Source organism: Bacteroides sp., assembly GCF_029057325.1.
Lineage (GTDB): Bacteria > Bacteroidota > Bacteroidia > Bacteroidales > Bacteroidaceae > Bacteroides.
The window spans coordinates 24,310-42,295 of record NZ_JAICZW010000150.1; the positions used below are offsets into that span (position 1 = coordinate 24,310).

The following is a 17,986-nucleotide window of genomic DNA, read 5'->3' on the forward strand; positions in this document are numbered from 1 at the left end:
TGTCTCCGTGCCTCTGTGTTCTACTTTAATTTCGATATCGTGAAGCTATACTTCCATTCGTGCGGCGTGATGGTATATTCGGGATGCACCTGTGCGCCCCATGTGTTGTCGCCGCCCACACCCATCTGCCGATGGTCGATGTTGAGCCATACCAACTCCTTCTTCACGAGGCTTCCGCCGTGGCGGCGTTCCACTTGCGAGGGACGGTATTCGAGGTCTTCCATCGGGAAGTTCCAGGCACTGACGCTCAGCGGCTCTTCGCCTGTTATCAGCAGGCCTTCGCCTGCGGCGTTGCGCAGGGCTACCCAACGCACGTCGCAATGGTTGGCCGTTTCCTGGGCACGTACATACGGATGATACTGTTCCCAGACCGTAGCTTGGTAGCGGCCTATCAGTGCACTGCTCTTGCGGTCGGCATAGCTCTCGTGCGGACCGCGGCCCATCCATTCCATCTGCTCGTATTCGGGGTTGAGAATCATGCGCATACCGAAGCGAGGCATCTCGCCCAACGCTTTCTTGCCGGGAACGAAGTGCATGGTCACTTGGATGTTTCCGTCGGAGCATACCTTATATATAAGGTGTAAGTCGGATTCCTGCTCTTCCATGCGGTAGGTGGCGGTCAGCGTGGTGACAGGTTGTCCTTCGGCCACCTCAAAATTTAGCAGACGGGCGTCGCGTCCGGCATGCCGCCAGGTGGCGCAACGTTTCAGGTGTCCGTTGGGGATGTCGTTGTCGGTCAGCGGACGCCAGAAGTTGGGTTGCAGTCCTGCTTGAATCAGGTTCTTGCCGTGGTAGGCAAGTTCAGTCATCTCACCGCTTCGGGTGGAGAATACTACGCGGAAGTTGCTGTTCTTCAGCGTGACGGCCTCTGCAGAACGTTCGATGTCCAACCGGGCAGGCGGTGCGGTGCATACCTGCTTGGTATCCGGTGCGGCACACGGCACCGTGGGGAGTTGCCATTGCTCGATGGCGACTTCATGTCCTTTCGGTACCATCGGCGCGGCTTGCTTGGTGAAGGCGCGCAGCGTGAGGAAATACTCTTTTCTGTCGGCAGGCAGCGGCTTCAGCGGCAGCTCGATGCAGGCGGAGCGGCCCGGAGCCACGGTGGGGAAGTCGGTTTCGCCGCTCTGCACGGCTTTGCCCTCACACTCCACCGCCCAACGCAGGGTGTAGCCCTCCAGTCCGATGAAGTCGTGGCGGTTCGTCACTCGTATCTTGTTGGTGGTGAAAGCCTCCGGTTCGAAGTGGATGTATTGCAGCACCTTCTTCACTTCGTAGAGGTGCGGGTGGGGGGTGCGGTTGGCGGCCACTAGTCCGTTGGCGCAGAAGTTGGAGTCGTTCACGATGCCCACGAAGCCCATGTCACCGCCGAACGCCCAGATGTCGCGGTTGTTCTGGTCCTTGATGGCGAAGGTCTGGTCCACCCAGTCCCAGATGAAGCCGCCTTGCAGTTGGTCGTACTTGTAAATCAGGTCCCAGTAGTCCTGGAAGTTGCCTACGCTGTTGCCCATGGCGTGCGCATATTCGCACAATATCATAGGACGTGCGTCGCGCTGGTTGACGTGTTGGCGCAGGCGCCAGATGCGGGCGTACATGGGGCAGTAGATGTCGCTCTTGGCGTTGTAGCCGCCGCCTTCGTACTGCACGGGGCGTGTCGGGTCCGTCTGCTTCGCATAGTCGTAGAGTGTTTCGAAGTGCTTGCCGTAGCCCGACTCGTTGCCCATGGACCAGGTGACGATGGCGGTGCAGTTGCGGTCGCGGGCCATCATGCGGCTCATGCGTTGCATGAAGGGCAGTTCCCAGTCGGGATAGTTGGCAAGGGTTCCGTCCTTGTGGTCCATCATGCCGTGGCTTTCGATGTTCGCCTCGTCCACCATGTAGAGGCCGTATTCGGTGCATAGCTCATACCACGGGTAGCTGTTGGGATAGTGGCAGTTGCGCACACCGTTCAGGTTGGACTGCTTCATCAGGCGGATGTCCTGCAACATGGAGGTCACGCTGACGGTGCGTCCCTTGTGCGGGTCGTGCTCGTGGCGGTTCACCCCTTTGAAGAGCACGGTCTTGCCGTTAATCAGCTGCATGCCGTTCATCATCTCCACCGTGCGGAAGCCGAAGAGGTGGGTGAACGATTCCAGCGGCTTGCCCTGCTTGTCATAGCTGCTCACCACTAAGGTGTAGGTGTTAGGCGTTTCGGCGCTCCAGGGATGCGCATTCGGGAAGAGTTGTTGTAGGCTGAAGAGCGTATCGGTGACTGATACTACGGATTTCTGCTGCTCATAGAGCACCTTTGTTCCGTCCATCACCTTCACAGCTACGGTCTCTCCCGCCTGCGGTTGGTGGAGCAGCACATCCAGTTTCAGTTCGCCGTCCTTGTAACCGTTTACCAGTTCGGCAGTCATTTGGAAGTCCTTCACGCGGCTTTGGGGACGGGCGTAGAGATAGACGCTCCGCTCGATGCCGCTGTATTTCCAATAGTCCTGTCCTTCGAGGTAAGAACCGTCGCTGTAGCGGAACACCTTGACGGCAAGTGTGTTGCTTCCCTTCTTCAGCAGGCGGGTCACGTTGAAGTGGGACGGCAGGCGGCTGTCTTCGGCATATCCCACCGGTTCGCCGTTCAGCCACACGTAGTAGGCGGATTCCACTCCCTCAAAGTCGAGGAAGATGTCCATACCCTCCCATCCGGCGGGCACGGTGAACTCGCGGAGGTAGGCACCCACAGGGTTGTAGTCGGCGGGCACGTAGGGCGGATTGGCGGGAAACGGGTAGCGCGTATCGGTATAGATGGGAGCGTCGAAGCCTTGCAGTTCCCAGCTTCCGGGCACCTCGATCTTGCTCCACTTGCGGGTGTTGTATCCCGGCCGATGGAAGTCTTTGGGACAAAGTTCGTTGTTCTTCGAGAAGAGGAACTTCCAGGTGCCGTCCAGCGAGATGCGCCGCTCGGCGGCCGGATTCACGTCGAAGCGCACTTCGGCGGGCAGGGAACGCTGCTTCAGCGCGTTCGCCTCGTTGGTGTAGGGCGTGAAGTGCGCGTGCATCGGTTCCCGGTTCAGCTCGTTCACTTGCGGGTCTTGCCAAGGCTCGTTGTCGGCGAAGGCACCCGTGCAGAGCAGCGAGGAGAGGAGAAAAGTATAAAGTCTGGTTTTCATATTGTTTTTAGTTGATGGTTAATGGAACACAGAGGCACGAAGAAACGGAGGATATTTTTTTGAGGGATTGAGGAGATAAAAGAGAGAGAAGCCTTCCTTATAAACTCTCCGTTATCTCTCTATTCCCTCTTTCAGTTTTTTCTCCGTGCCTTTGTGTCTCCGTGTTCTTTAATAATTACAGCGAACAGAACAGCGTCACCAGCCACGGCACACTGAAGTCCACGATGAACCCGTGGAAGATGGAGACCACCACGAACTGCTGTCCGGCGGTGCGCGTGATGACGGGCAGTGTGGTGTCCATCGTGGTGGCACCTCCGGCAGAGATGGGAGCCAGGTTACCGAACCAGCGCACCAGCAACGGGGCGGCCAGCAGGGTCAGAATCTCACGGCTGATGTTGGCCAGCAGGGCGATGGTGCCCAACTCCGCTCCCCGGTATTCGGTGATGAAGATGCTGGAGAGCGAATAGTAGCCGAAGCCCGATCCGATGGCGAGGCAGTCGGCCAGCGAGCGGTGCGTCAGCAGCAGGCTGATGAGCGCCGAGCCTGTCAGCGTGCCTGTGATGGTCATTACGGGCAGAAGGACCAGCCGCGGGTTCAGCGAACGGAAGCTCTTCAATGTCTGCGGGTCACTGCCTACGCTCACTCCCACGCTGAACATCAACGCGGCCAGTGCGTAGAAGCTGACATCAGTCTGCGCGATGTCGAAAGGCAGCACGCGGCTCAGCCCGAACACCGTGCCGAGGGCGAAGAAGCCCACGATGATGAGGCTTCCCTTCAGGGCGTGCAGCCCCTCGGGTCTTTCCCCCGACCCCTCCCCCGTAGGTAGGGGAGCAGAGCAACATCCACTTTCCCCCCTCCCTACGGGGGAGGGGTCGGGGGAGAGGCTCAGTTTCCGCCACAACGCCCAGGCGGCGATGACGCTGCCCAGCGTTCCGCCCAAGGTAAGAAGCAGTGCCTCCAGCCCGATGGTGTGCAGTCCGCTGATGATGTTGTCGTTGCTTCCCACCTCGATGCCGAGGATGAAGAGCAATACCCAGATGAGCAGGGTGATGAGTGCCTGAATCCGGCTCAGGTCTTTGTTCCGTAAGAAGTAGCCCGCCAGCATGCCGGTGAGCATCAGTCCGATGATAGTAAACATGGTTGGTTCGCTTTATTTTGTAGGCAAAGATAAGGCTTTCTATGTAAACAAGGCGGCACTGCGGGATGCAAATGCCGCCTTGTGGCATTAGGTATTAGATAAACAGATTGGTTATTCTTCCGGTTGGGCCAGGTCATTCAAGGCAGGGTTGGCATTGATTTCCCACAACGGGATGGGGAAGAAATCGTGCGTACCCTTCACGTAGCCACGGTTTCCTACCGCTTCGCTCAGTTTGCCCCAACGGCGCAGGTCGTACCAGCGATAGCTTTCCAGCGGGAACTCGATGATACGTTCATGCTCAATCTGAGCTTGTACTTCGGCTTGTGTGGTGCCGGTCATGGCAGGCATGTTTCCGTGTTTTGCACGAACCTCGTTAATCAACGGGATGGCTTGTTCGGGATATCCCTGCTTGTTCAGCACTTCAGCCTTCATCAGCATGACGTTGGCATAGCGCATCAAAGGAATGTTGAATGTGCAACGGCCGTCCAGCTCATCTGTGGTTTCCACAGTGAAGCGGCGGAAATTGGGGCGGTCATATACATCTTTTACACCTCCGTGAGATTCCAGATATTCGTATGTACTTTCTCCTGCCGGAATTTTGATAACATTGCCGTTTGCATCTACATACTCTTTGTTGATATTTTGTCTCCAACTCCAGAAAATCTCATTGTAAGTATATTCGCCATAGAGCAATTCTCCATTCTCTGCATCGTTGAAGTAATCGTCTTTGAAATAAATGGTATTGTAAAGACGTTGGTCGTACAGACCGTCGGAAGCCTTTCTACCCTCTTTCTTGAACTCGTCCATCAGGCGTGTGTTAGGCAGAATCTCGTCCCAACCACCCATTTCGGAACAAGCTATGAACTGGTGTATCCAAGAGTAGTAGCGTGCACCGTTGTCGGTATTGTTGGAGTATTGCAATTCGAAGATTGATTCGGCGCAATTCTTGTTCTTACCGTTAAACATCTGAATCAGTTTCTCGCCACTTACCAGCTCGTAGCCGGTTACGGCGTTCAAGGCTGTCAAGGCGTTGGCCAAGTAAGTGCTCTCCTGCGCCGGCTCTTCGTAGGCACGGGTCAGGTAAGCAAAACCTAAGTAAGCGTTGGCGGCACCGGAAGTGGCACGGCCAAGCTCGCTGCCGGGACGGGTAGCGGGAAGTGCGGCACCCAGTTTCAATTCATCGATGACGAAGTCCCAGCAGGTGACGCGGTCGCTCAAAGGCTTGTTCAGATCGGCTGCGTTAGAGAGATAATTGTTGCGAATGATGATTTTCTCCCAGTTCAACACCAGCATCAGGTGATAGTAGCCGCGCAGGAAGTGTGCTTCGGCGATAATCTCTGAACGCTTGGCTTCGGAGATGTTTCCTTCGGGAATCTGCGGAGCATATTCCAATACCTGATTGGCAAAGTTGATGCCACGGTAAAGATCCTGATAGTAATAAGAGAATTGTGTGTTACCGTTGGTGTAGGTAAACTTATAGATATCTGTCCAAGTCTGGTAGTTGGTGGCATCGTAACCAAAGTCGTAGAGGTCGGTGCGGAACTCTTCTACCGGCCATCTTACCTCACTGGTAGCGTAGCTGTCGCCGTGATAGAGTTGGGCGTATGCCGATGCCAGAGTGGCTTCAGCGTCTTTTTGGTCTCTCCAGAAGTTGCCGGTAGTCAACTGGTCGGGAGAGGAAACGGTTAAGAAATCGTCGCAGGAAGCGAAAGACATCGTGAGGCATAGACCTGCCAAGTATATAAATTTCTTCATATCTGTTTCGTTTTATGTTTAAGTATTTAGAATGTAAGTTGTGCACCCACGGTGAATGAACGGGTAAATGGATAGATGTAACGGTCGATACCGGCGTTCAGCGGGCTGCTGGTAGAGAACTCGGGATCTACACCGGAGTAACCGGTGATGGTGAACAGGTTTTCACCGCTGACGTAGAAGCGAAGTTTCTCGATGTTGACCTTCTTCAGCAAAGCTTGTGGGAGCGAGTAGCCAATCTGTGCCTGGCGCAGACGTACGAAGCTGCCGTTCTCCAGGAAGCGTTCGCTTTCGCGGGCATTGCCGTTGGGGTCGTTGTAAACCGGACGAGGGATGTCGGTATTGGTATGGTCGGGTCTCCAAGCGTCAGCTACGCTGCTCAGCATGTTGATAGGTGCGGTCATGGATTCATAGAAGAAACGGTTGCCGTTGTAAATCTTGTGGCCGAATACACCGCTCAGGCTGAACGAGAGGTCAAAACCTTTGTAAGAACCGGAGAAGTTGAGGTTGGTCTCGAATTTGGGAATTCCGGTACCACAGAAGTCTTTATCATCTTCGTCAATCACGCCATCGCCGTTCAAGTCCACGAAACGGATGTCTCCGGCTTTAGCATCCGGTTGCAGGCGGTTGCCGTTGGAGTTTACGTAAGCGGCGGCTTCGGCATCGCTCTGGAAGATACCTGCTGTGCGGTAGAGGTAGAAACCGCTGATGGGCTTTCCTTCTTTGGCGTAGGCAGGTACGTGGTCGGTATCGTAAATCAAGCCGGTAGAGGGAAGTGCCTGTCCCTTGTCGGCGAGTTCCACAACTTCGTTCTTTGTGGTAGATAAGTTGAAGCCGATGTTGTATTCGAAATCTTTCACTTTGTCGTTCCAGTTCAGTTCCAGTTCGACACCTTGGTTGCGAATCTTACCTACGTTCAGAATCGGGTTCTGATAACCGGCAGACGGAGAGAGGCGTTTGGTAATCAACAGGTCTTCAGTCTGGTTGATGTAGTAGTTCAAGGCACCGGTCAGCTTGTTGTTGAACATACCGAAATCGAATCCGATGTTCTTTGTATCGGTAGTCTCCCATTTCAGGCCGCGGTTTTCCATCTCCCAGGATGCGGAGCCCGGCCAGGCGTTTCCACCCTGAATGTAACCACCTTCCCAACGGTTGTAGCTTGTAATCAAGGCTTGGAAGTCGTAGTATCCCAAAGCGTTCTCGTTGCCGAGGCGACCCCAGCTGACGCGGAACTTCAGGTTGTTGATGAAAAAGTCTTGTGGATAGAAGGCTTCCTGGCTGATTCTCCAACCCAAAGCCACAGAGGGGAAGCAACCCCAACGGTTGTCGGAACCGAATTTGGAAGAACCGTCGTAGCGCATGGTCGCTTGAACGAGGTAGCGGTTGTCGTAGTTGTAGTTGACACGACCGAAGAAAGAAGCGCGGTTGTATTCGTACTTGGAACCGCTGCCGGCGTATGTACCACCTGTACCGGCGTTGATGGTGCTGAAGTCGGGATCGAGGAAACCGGCTGCTTCGTCACGGGTGGCGAGGTTACCGTTATCGTCTATGTAGTATTTGGTAGTCTTGCCGGTTACGTTCACGCCGTTTTCGGTATATTTGGTGGCGGTAATAGAAGAACCCACCATGGCGCTTACGCTGTGCTTGTCGAAGTCCTTGTTGAAGTTCAGCACGTTGTCAATCACCTGCTCTTCCCAATAGTAGGTGCTTTCACCGTGGTAGGGATAGAGCGTGCTGGGATTTTGTTCGTTAGAGAGGAAGTCGGGATAGTGTAGCGTGTAGCGGTAGTGTGTGCCACGGTAAGCGTAGCTGGTCTTGAAGTTGAGCCATGGAGCCAGTTTCACACCCAGTGATACGTTGGCGTTGGTGTAGAAACGCTTGGTGGCGGCGTCGCGGAAGTGATGGTCGGCCATTACGTTGTTGTTGGCGGGCAGACCCAATGTCTGAGTCAGGGCGAAACCATACTTCTGGCTCTCGTCGTAAACGGGGAGCAACGGAGCCGTACCGTACATCTCGCGCAAGCTATACTGAGGCTGTTTGCTCTTGGTGTAGCGGAAGCTCAGGTTGGCATCGATGTCGAAGATGTATTTGTTCATGTGCATCTTCATGCGGGCGTTGTCCTGGCGGAACTGGTTGCCCAGGAAGATACCTTTATCGTCGGCGTGGTTGTAAGAAACCGAGTATTGGGCTGTTTCGCCACCCCCGCGCACGCTGAACATATAGTTTTGTGAGAAACCGTTGCGCAGCATCAGGTCTTGCCAGTCGGTGTTGACACCGGTGTTGGTGGTGGCGTATGACGGGATGGTGGCGGCATCGTCGGGATATTGTGCGTTGTAGTTCTCGAACATGGCAAGGATGGTCTTTTTGTACTGGTCGGAGTTTACCATTTCCAGCTTGTTGGCAACGCTTGTCATGCTGAGGTATGTATTGAAGTCGATGTGCGTCTCACCCTTCTTGCCGTTTTTGGTAGTGATGATGATGACACCGTTGGCGGCTACCGAACCGTAGATGGCTGCGGCTGCACCGTCTTTCAACACTTCCATGCTCTGGATGTCCTGCGGGTTCACGTTGTCGATGTCGCCGGGAAAACCGTCGATGATGTAGAGGGGTTCGTTGCTGCCGAACGACTTCACGCCACGGATTTTCACGGAAACGCCCGCACCGGCATTGCCACCCGACTTCATGATGTTGACACCGGCAATCTTGCCTTGCAGGGCTTCGGCGGGATTGGTCGTGGCACGCTTAGTCAACTCTTCGGTATCTACCGAAGTGATGGCTCCCGTCATGTCACTCTTCTTCATCGTACCATAGCCTACGACTACGACCTCGTCCAGCATCTCGGAATCATCTTTCAAAGCTACTTTGATGTTTTTCTGTCCGTTCAAGGCGATTTCTTGAGCCACGTAGCCCACGTATGAGACAATCATCGTGGCGTTTGCAGAGACGTTCAACGTGAAGTTACCGTCGATGTCGGTAATACATCCGTTGGTGGTTCCTTTTTCCAGCACACTGGCACCAATCAGCGCTTCTCCTTTGGTGTCGGTTACTGTACCGGTCAGTTGAATGGTTTGCGCCAAAGCACTGCTTAGCGACATCAGACAAACAAAGAGTAGGGTCAACAATGCTCTTTGCTTCGTGGAAATAAATGTAATTTTACTCATGTGTGATAAAGTTTTTTTAAGGTTTCTACTTTGTTTTTCACGACAGCAAAGAAAGTGCATTTGAGAGTAAGAACGCAAAAGAGAACTATCTATAAAGTATCTACAAACTCCGTTCCCGGGGATTTCTTTTATCTACATGCTTTCTTGTAAATATGTGATATACAGCTTTTATGTAGCTTCGTACTATCTACAAGACAACATTTCGGAAAGAAGGCAGACCGATGGCCGTATCACTCGAAAACATGGCTTGTTTCATCCGAAAACATGCTTTGTAGCGTCCGGAAACATGGCATGTTGTGTTGGTCAACTGCCTATGTTATCCGGCCGAAGTGGATAGCCGCTTCATCAGATGCTTTGCAGATATTCCGTCAAATCTTCTTCGGGGGCAAGGTTGAGGGCCTTGCGCAGCCGGTAGCGGTTCATGTTGATGGTCTTGGGGGTGGTGCCGGTTATCATGGAAATCTCCTTGGTGGAGAGGTTGACGCGGAGCAGCGTGGCGAGGTGCTTTTCACCTTGTGTCAGGTTGGGATGTTTCTGCATGAGTCTTTCCAAAAACTCTTTGCTCTTCCCTTCGATGTTCAGCAGCAGGGCGCTGTTGGTCTTGTCGCCGCTTTGATACTGGCTGATGAAGGCGTTTACCTTTTTCAGGTGGGGGACGAGTGACTGGCTATCCATCTTGTAACCCTCCTTTATCATTTCACGTATCTTATCCAGCAGTTCGTTCCGGCTTCTCAGGAAGACGGCGAAGCTGGTCACTTCCTGGCGGCTGTTGTCGAGGGCGCTTTGCACGTTTTGCAGTTCCTGCGCTTGCCGTTGCAGCTTCAGTTCCGACACTTCGCGCTCCGACAGCTCCAGTTGATAGCGCGTCTCCACCAGTTGCAGGTCTTTCCGGCGTTTGTACCATATATAGATGAAGATGCAGGAGGCGAGCACCAGCATCAGCACACAACCCAGCAGCCACAGGTTGCGTTTCAGCAGCTCTATCTTGTAGTCCTGTTCCTGCATTTCGGTGGCATGCTTCTGGTCTTGCAGCCTTTTGTAGGATATTTCCTGCTCGATGTTGCGCAGTTTGTTGCTGCTTTGCAACGCGGTGCTCAGGTTGTACATCTTGTTCAGGTACTTGTATGCCTGGTTGTAGTCGCCGATGGCGGCATAGACCATAGACAAGTATTCGTAGTTGTCGCAAATCAGTTCGCGGGCACCGATGTCGTAGGCATATTCGTAGGCTTTTTGCAAGGCTTCCAATGCTTGGACGTATCGTTTGCCGTAGTAGTACTGCTTTCCCATGTTGTTGTAGTTCTCTCCGAGCGACCATTGCGCTTCCAGGTGCTTGTTGATGGTGATGGCTTCCTGGATAAGGGTCAGTTTCTCTTCCGTGTCCCCTTCATACAGGCACAGGTTGTTCAGGTTGGCGGCTATCCCTTTCAGGTCTCGTTGTGCGCGGTTGATGGCCAATGCCCGGCGGAAGAAGCGGTCGGCAACGGCGGACTCGTTCATGAAAAGGTGTGTCACGCCGCGTTGGTTGTAGCAGTCGGCAATGGAGGTGGAGTCGCCGATGGCCTTGAAGATGGAGGTTGCCTTGTCGTTCAGTTCGATGGCTTTGTTGTGGTCGCCCAGTTTGGTATAGATGCGTCCCATCAGGGCATAGAGTTGCGCTTTTTGTTGTTTGTTGGCAGGAGCTATGTACTTTTCCGCATCGTAGAGGTGCTTGATGCTGACGTCGAAGTTGCCCAGCAGTTGCTCTGCGTGGCAGTAGAGCAGCATGGCCCGTACGCGGCTCTCGTCCGATGCGTTTTCCGGTAGCAGGGCTTCGGCTTGGGCGGCATAGAAAGAAGCCTGTTTCGGATTGTTGTACAGGTCTTTTTGGGCTTGTTCAATCAGCGTTTCGATTGATTGGGTGTTTTGCGCTTGAAGCAGGCTGACCGGCATCAACCAGCAGGCAAGCAGCAGATACATCACATTTTTCATAGGGTCTCCTTTATGTCTGCAAATTTAATTATTTCTTCTTAAAAGTCAGGTTTCTTCCAAAAAGATTTATCTTTGCGCCCGCGACTCTTTATGGGAGGAAGTTATCGGGAGTCAAAAAAACAATCGTTTTGCGGAGTATCGGCCGATAACTCCTTAAAAAAGAATATATATGCTATTACCTTATTTGAATAAAGACCTGATAGAAGCCGGTTGCGACGAGGCGGGACGCGGCTGTCTGGCGGGTGCGGTCTATGCCGCCGCCGTTATCCTGCCCAAAAACTTCGAGAACGAACTGCTGAACGACTCCAAACAACTGACGGAGAAGCAGCGCTATGCCTTGCGTGAGGTGATTGAGAAAGAGGCTTTGGCGTGGGCGGTAGGCATCGTCTCTCCCGAAGAGATAGACGAAATCAACATCCTCAACGCCTCTTTCCTGGCCATGCACCGTGCCATCGACCAATTACAGATGCGTCCCCAGCATCTGCTCATCGACGGAAACCGGTTCAAGAAGTACCGGGACCTGACTCACACCACCGTGGTGAAGGGCGACGGCAAGTATCTTTCCATCGCCGCCGCCTCCATTCTTGCCAAAACCTATCGCGACGACTACATGAACCGCCTGCATGCGGAGTATCCCCGCTATGATTGGAATAGCAACAAAGGCTATCCCACCAAGAAGCATCGTGCGGCCATTGCGGAATACGGCACCACACCCTATCATCGGATGACGTTCAATCTGTTGGGGGACGGGCAGCTGACGCTGGATTTCGGATAAGGCCTCTCTCTTCTTTAGAGAGAGGATATAAATGAAGGTATGTTTTAATGTATTGATTATCAGCGTTGAATAGGTGGCCTGACAGACACTTGTGTTCAACGTGACAAACACTTGTGTCTGTCACGTCAGACACTGGACTTCTGGAAGACAGACACAAGTGTCTGTCAAGTCGGGAAATAATGGGGTGGTTTTTGCCGGAAATTTGATGAAGCCGCCCGGCCGATCGTTGCCTTGTTTAAACAGAAGTACCGGCTTTTAACTCCTAAGCCGACTTGTCGGCTGATAACTCCTTTTAACTCCCGATAACTTCCTAAATAGAATATAAATCCCTTGAATCAGTACGCTTTAACCGCTCTTTTTTGTACCTTTGCCGCATGATTCGAACTCTTTCCCCGTGGAAGCGTTTCTGTCATGGAAAAAGATTGTACAATTTAATTCGATTAATAGTATGGCAAAGAAAGCTCTTTTAATGATTCTCGATGGTTGGGGTTGTGGCGACCATCAGAAAGACGATGTGATTTTCAATACACCGACTCCCTATTGGGACAGCCTGTTGGCTGACTATCCGCATTCGCAGCTTCAGGCAAGCGGCGAGAACGTAGGTTTGCCCGACGGCCAGATGGGAAACTCCGAAGTAGGCCACCTCAATATCGGTGCCGGACGTATCGTCTATCAGGACTTGGTGAAAATCAACCGTGCCTGCGCCGACGGAAGCATTCTGAAGAACAAGGAAATCGTTTCCGCTTTCTCGTATGCGAAGCAGAACGGCAAGAACATCCACTTCATGGGGTTGACCAGCAACGGTGGTGTGCACAGCTCTTTCGACCACTTGTTCAAACTCTGCGACATCGCCAAAGAGTATGGCATCGAGAATACGTTCATCCACTGCTTCATGGACGGTCGTGATACCGACCCGAAAAGCGGTAAGGGATTCATCGAGCAACTGACCGCACATTGTGCGCAGTCGGCCGGCAAGATTGCCTCCATCGTAGGACGCTTCTATGCCATGGATCGCGACAAGCGTTGGGAACGTGTGAAGGTTGCCTACGATCTGCTGGTGAACGGCGAAGGAAAGGTGGCTACCGATATGGTGCAGGCCATGCAGGAATCTTACGACGAGGGTGTGACAGACGAGTTCATCAAACCGATTGTGAACGGTGGATTCGACGGCACCATCAAGGAAGGCGATGTAGTCATCTTCTTCAACTACCGCAACGACCGTGCCAAAGAGCTGACCATCGTCCTGACTCAACAAGATATGCCGGAACAGGGCATGAACACCATCCCCGGCTTGCAGTACTACTGCATGACTCCCTACGATGCCAGCTTTACGGGTGTCCACATCCTCTTCGACAAAGAGAACGTGCAGAACACGCTGGGCGAATATCTTGCGGCCAACGGCAAGACACAGCTGCACATTGCCGAGACGGAGAAGTATGCGCACGTCACCTTCTTCTTCAACGGTGGCCGCGAAACTCCCTACGATGCCGAAGAGCGCATCCTCGTTCCCTCTCCGAAGGTTGCCACTTACGACCTGAAGCCGGAAATGAGCGCTTACGAAGTGAAGGACAAGCTGGTGGAAGCCATCCGTACGCAGAAGTTCGACTTCATCGTGGTGAACTATGCCAACGGTGACATGGTGGGACATACCGGCGTTTATGAAGCTATAGAAAAGGCCGTGAAAGCCATCGACGATTGCGTGAAGGAGACAGTAGAGGCCGCCAAAGCCAACGACTACGAAGTCATCATCATTGCCGACCACGGCAATGCCGACCACGCCCTGAACGCCGACGGCACTCCGAACACCGCCCACTCCCTGAACCCCGTTCCGTTTGTTTACGTGACGGCAAACAAGGATGCCAAGGTCGAGAACGGTGTACTGGCCGATGTAGCTCCTTCTATCCTGCATATCCTGGGTATGAAACAGCCGGAGGAGATGACGGGTAAAGATCTGATAAATTGAGAATTAAGAATTAAAAAATGATAGCAGAGGATAACCCTATCCAAGCTAAATCGTATGCGTTTGCTATTCGTATAGTAAACGCATACAAGTTTTTGGTGGGTACGCAAAAAGAGTTTGTCCTATCTAAACAGGTGCTTCGAAGTGGCACAGCTATTGGGGCATTGGTGGCAGAAGCGCATCATGCGCAAAGCGGTGCAGATTTCTTAAACAAAATGAATATTGCTTTGAAAGAAGTAAGCGAGACCTCTTATTGGCTTTCTTTGCTGAAAGACACTCATTACATAGAAGAAAGTACCTATTGTTCCATTTCCGCAGATTGCAATGAATTAATAGCTTTACTAGTCAGTATAGTCAAGCCAATGAAAAAGTCCTTAAATAAATGAATGTTTAGTTGTTTGGCAGGAACATTTATTTCTTAATTTTCAATTTTTAATTTAATAAGTATGATTCAGATAGATGATGTTGTAATCTCGCTCGACGTGTTGCGCGAGAAATTCCTTTGTAACCTGGATGCCTGCAAAGGCGAATGTTGCATTGAGGGAGATGCCGGTGCTCCGGTGGAGTTGGACGAGGTGGAAAAGCTGGAAGAAGTGCTTCCGCAGATTTGGGATGACCTTTCTCTCGAAGCCCGTGCCGTAATCGAAAAACAGGGTGTTGTTTATACCGATTGTGAAGGAGATCTGGTGACCTCCATTGTCAACAACAAAGATTGTGTCTTTACTTGCTACGATGAGAAAGGCTGCTGCTATTGCGCCATTGAAAAGGCTTATCGGGAAGGGCGGATCGGTTTCTACAAGCCTGTGTCCTGTCACCTCTATCCGGTAAGGGTAGGGGATTACGGACCTTACAAGGCGGTGAACTACCATCGCTGGGATGTTTGCAAGGCTGCCGTGTTCTTAGGCCAGAAGGAAAACGTACCTGTATATAAGTTCCTGAAAGAACCGCTTATCCGCAAGTTCGGTGAAGAGTGGTATGCGGAACTGGAGATTGCAGCGGAGGAGTTGAGGAAACAAGGGATGCTGTGAGATTAATGAAAGAAATGGCAGTGTTGATACATCATTTAGAAATTAATTTGCGGATTTACGGGAAATCAGTAGCTTTGTAATCAGGCTATTAATTCTAAAATAAGTATATGAAAAGCATTCTAATCTCTTTGTTTTTTATGAGTCTTCATCTGACATTGTTGGTTGCACAAGAAGCAGCTCCCCTTTCGTTAGACTATAAAGAACCGGATGCTGCGTTGATGTAAGATTTCAATGACGGTTTTGAAGTAATAGTGAAGGGTAACTTAAAGGATAAGTTTTATAAATTATATATTGTGCGATGTCATGAAAACAAAGCGGAACGGAAAGAACTTTGTTCTAAAGTGCCTTGCAGAGCTGATAGTGTACAGTGCCTCTTTCTTTCCAAACCTTTGTCTAAAGATACGATACAGCTTTGTTGCAAGTATCGTGAGGAAGTAAATATAAATCTTCCTGCACTCCTTATTCCTCAAATACTGATGGAAACATATCCGTCGAAAACTTATTTTGATACCGACTGCCTGCCCATAATGGCTTTTACAACTGGAACGGAGAAAAAGTTTCTGATAGATGGAGAATATCATTCAGGATTGAGCTTTTGCGATGTGCGTAATTCAAAAACACATCCGTCAGAATGGTATGAAAAGTTTAATATTAAGGATTATATTTATTTCGAACTTGAACTTTCAGATTGATAGCCTAAAGTTCAAAAGAAAAACCCCGGTCAGCAGGAGTCTCCTGCCTGTCCGGGGTTTCTTCGCTGTAAGATGCGAGGTTGGTTATTAAATTATCATTTTTCTATTATCTCTTGTTTAAGCGTCAATGTTTGCATACGTTGCGTTCTTCTCGATAAACTCGCGGCGTGGACCCACGTCTTCGCCCATCAGCATGGAAAAGACGTAGTCGGCTTCGGCGGCGTTCTCCATGTGGACTTGCTTCAGCATGCGGTTTTCGGGATTCATGGTGGTCTCCCACAACTGTTCCGGGTTCATTTCACCCAAACCTTTGTAGCGTTGGGTATGTATGGCGTTTTCCGAACCGCCACCGCAGGTGTCGATGAACTTCTGGCGTTGTTGGTCGGTCCAGCAATACTCTTTCATTTTACCTTTGGTGCAAAGGTAGAGGGGAGGAGTGGCAAGATACAGGTAGCCTTGCTGGATGACTTTCGGGAAGTAGCGGAAGAAGAGCGTCATAATCAGTGTGCCGATGTGTGACCCATCGACATCAGCATCGGTCATGATGATTATCTTCTTGTAACGCAGCTTGTCGATGTTGGCTTCCTTGCTGTCTTCGCCATCCACACCGAAGCGGATGCCGAGTGCCTGGATGATGTTGTTCACCTCATCGCTTTCGAATGCCTTGTGCCACATGGCTTTTTCTACATTCAGAATCTTACCGCGGAGCGGCAGGATGGCTTGGAATGCACGGTTACGTCCCTGTTTTGCCGAACCGCCTGCCGAGTCACCCTCGACGAGGAACAATTCGCATTCTTCGGGGTCTTTGCTGGAGCAGTCGGCCAACTTGCCCGGCATGCCGCCACCTGACATCGGTGACTTGCGTTGTACGGATTCGCGTGCCTTGCGTGCGGCGATGCGTGCTTGTGCCGCCAATATCACTTTGTCCACAATCAGCTTGGCTTCTTTCGGATGCTCTTCCAGGTAGTAGGAGAGTGCTTCGCCCACGGCTTGGTCCACGGCACCCATTACTTCGTTGTTGCCGAGCTTGGTCTTGGTTTGTCCTTCAAATTGCGGCTCTGCCACCTTGATGGAGATGACGGCGGTCAGACCCTCGCGGAAGTCATCGCCGGAGATTTCTACTTTTGCTTTCTCCAGCATCTTGTTGTCTTCGGCGTACTTCTTGAGTGTGCGGGTCAGCGCACGGCGGAAACCGGCGAGGTGCGTACCTCCTTCGATGGTATTGATGTTGTTTACGTAGGAATGGACATTCTCGCTATAGGATGTGTTGTACATGATGGCTACTTCTACCGGTGTTCCTTGCTTTTCGGTGTTGATGTAGATGACGTCGTTCATCAGGTGCTCGCGTGAGGAGTCCACGTAGCGGACAAACTCCTTTAATCCTTCTTCCGAATAGAATACCTCTTGCTTTACGTTTCCTTCTTCATCTTTTACGCGGAGGTCGGTCAGTGAGATTTTGATACCCGCGTTCAGATAGGCCAGTTCACGCATGCGGGTGGCGAGGATGTCGTAGCTGTAAACTGTTTCCGTGAAGATGCTGCCATCGGGCCAGAACTGCTGGCGCGTGCCGGTGATATCTGTGGTGCCTACTTCCTTGACGGGGTAGAGCGGATGCCCGCAGGCGTATTCCTGCTGATAGATTTTTCCGTTGCGGAACACTTGTGTGGTCATGTGTGTGGACAGGGCGTTCACACACGATACGCCTACACCATGCAGACCTCCCGACACCTTGTAAGAACCTTTGTCGAACTTACCTCCAGCGTGCAGTACAGTCATGACAACTTCCAGTGCCGACTTTTTCTCTTTTTCATGAAAGTCCACCGGAATACCGCGTCCGTTGTCCTGTACGCTGATGGAGTTGTCTTCGTTGATGGTGACTTCGATATGGTTGCAGTAACCGGCGAGTGCTTCATCGATGGAGTTGTCCACAACTTCGTAAACCAGGTGGTGAAGTCCTTTGTTACTAATATCACCGATGTACATTGCGGGACGTTTTCTCACCGCTTCCAAACCTTCCAGTACCTGGATGTTTTCGGCAGAATAGCTCCCGCTATTGGAGTGAATCTGTTCTTCAGTCATTCTAAAATCGATTATTTGTTTACGGTCTCAAAATTACAAAAAAAAACGATACTGGTGAAAAATGGAGGGGCAAAAAGCTACTTGAAACACACGTTTTAATGTTTGTTTGAAGGGCTTCCGCTTTCTTAAAAGGAGATTAAAACAGGTTGTTGCGAACCCGATAGGCGATGACAACAGGATTGTCTCCTTCTTTTGTGCTTTCAAAAAACCGGCCGCCGGAAAGGCCTTTCTGACTGTCAGCATCATGGCCGAGGATAAATCGGTGGTGACGGTCTTGACTGACAAAC

At 51.6% G+C, this 17,986-nt stretch carries 11 protein-coding genes and 1 pseudogene; 5 read left to right on the plus strand and 7 right to left on the minus strand.

Going from position 1 to position 17,986, the window contains the following annotated elements; all coding sequences use genetic code 11:
- Positions 1–20: 20 nt before the first annotated feature.
- The 6 genes and pseudogenes from K2G43_RS09415 to K2G43_RS09440 all read right to left on the minus strand — a co-directional run bounded on the left by K2G43_RS09415 (position 21) and on the right by K2G43_RS09440 (position 11,165).
- Positions 21–3,146 (minus strand): glycoside hydrolase family 2 TIM barrel-domain containing protein, encoded by a 3,126-nt coding sequence (locus tag K2G43_RS09415; protein WP_300154528.1) that lies wholly within the window; start codon positions 3,144–3,146, stop codon positions 21–23.
- A 175-nt stretch (positions 3,147–3,321) separates the two neighbouring features.
- Positions 3,322–3,924 (minus strand): lysine exporter LysO family protein, encoded by a 603-nt coding sequence (locus K2G43_RS09420; RefSeq protein WP_300154549.1) that lies wholly within the window; start codon positions 3,922–3,924, stop codon positions 3,322–3,324.
- Between the two features lie 126 nt (positions 3,925–4,050).
- A pseudogene (locus K2G43_RS09425) lies at positions 4,051–4,284 on the minus strand (LysO family transporter); the annotation flags it as partial.
- Between the two features lie 111 nt (positions 4,285–4,395).
- Complete coding sequence (locus K2G43_RS09430) at positions 4,396–6,039, minus strand: RagB/SusD family nutrient uptake outer membrane protein (RefSeq protein WP_297642330.1); 1,644 nt, start codon at positions 6,037–6,039, stop codon at positions 4,396–4,398.
- 26 nt (positions 6,040–6,065) lie between these two features.
- On the minus strand, positions 6,066–9,197 hold the full coding sequence (locus tag K2G43_RS09435; RefSeq protein ID WP_297642329.1) for a TonB-dependent receptor: 3,132 nt from the start codon (positions 9,195–9,197) through the stop codon (positions 6,066–6,068).
- Positions 9,198–9,542: 345 nt separating this feature from the next.
- Entirely contained in the window at positions 9,543–11,165 is a 1,623-nt protein-coding gene (locus K2G43_RS09440; protein ID WP_297642328.1) for a tetratricopeptide repeat protein, read from the minus strand.
- 169 nt (positions 11,166–11,334) lie between these two features.
- Between K2G43_RS09440 and K2G43_RS09445 the strand changes: the two genes are divergently transcribed.
- The 5 genes from K2G43_RS09445 to K2G43_RS09465 all read left to right on the plus strand — a co-directional run bounded on the left by K2G43_RS09445 (position 11,335) and on the right by K2G43_RS09465 (position 15,620).
- Positions 11,335–11,940: a ribonuclease HII gene (locus K2G43_RS09445; RefSeq protein ID WP_300154533.1), complete on the plus strand. Its 606-nt coding sequence runs from the start codon at positions 11,335–11,337 to the stop codon at positions 11,938–11,940.
- A gap of 448 nt (positions 11,941–12,388) precedes the next feature.
- Complete coding sequence (gpmI, locus tag K2G43_RS09450; protein WP_300154536.1) at positions 12,389–13,903, plus strand: 2,3-bisphosphoglycerate-independent phosphoglycerate mutase; 1,515 nt, start codon at positions 12,389–12,391, stop codon at positions 13,901–13,903.
- A 17-nt stretch (positions 13,904–13,920) separates the two neighbouring features.
- Entirely contained in the window at positions 13,921–14,286 is a 366-nt protein-coding gene (locus K2G43_RS09455) for a four helix bundle protein (protein WP_300154539.1), read from the plus strand.
- A 60-nt stretch (positions 14,287–14,346) separates the two neighbouring features.
- On the plus strand, positions 14,347–14,928 hold the full coding sequence (locus tag K2G43_RS09460) for a DUF3109 family protein (RefSeq protein WP_300154542.1): 582 nt from the start codon (positions 14,347–14,349) through the stop codon (positions 14,926–14,928).
- Positions 14,929–15,179: 251 nt separating this feature from the next.
- Positions 15,180–15,620, plus strand: a complete 441-nt coding sequence (locus K2G43_RS09465) for a hypothetical protein (RefSeq protein ID WP_300154545.1) — start codon at positions 15,180–15,182, stop codon at positions 15,618–15,620.
- Positions 15,621–15,737: 117 nt separating this feature from the next.
- Here K2G43_RS09465 and gyrB read toward each other — a convergent pair whose 3' ends face one another.
- Positions 15,738–17,699 (minus strand): DNA topoisomerase (ATP-hydrolyzing) subunit B, encoded by a 1,962-nt coding sequence (gyrB, locus tag K2G43_RS09470; protein WP_297642317.1) that lies wholly within the window; start codon positions 17,697–17,699, stop codon positions 15,738–15,740.
- Between the last annotated feature and the right edge of the window lie 287 nt (positions 17,700–17,986).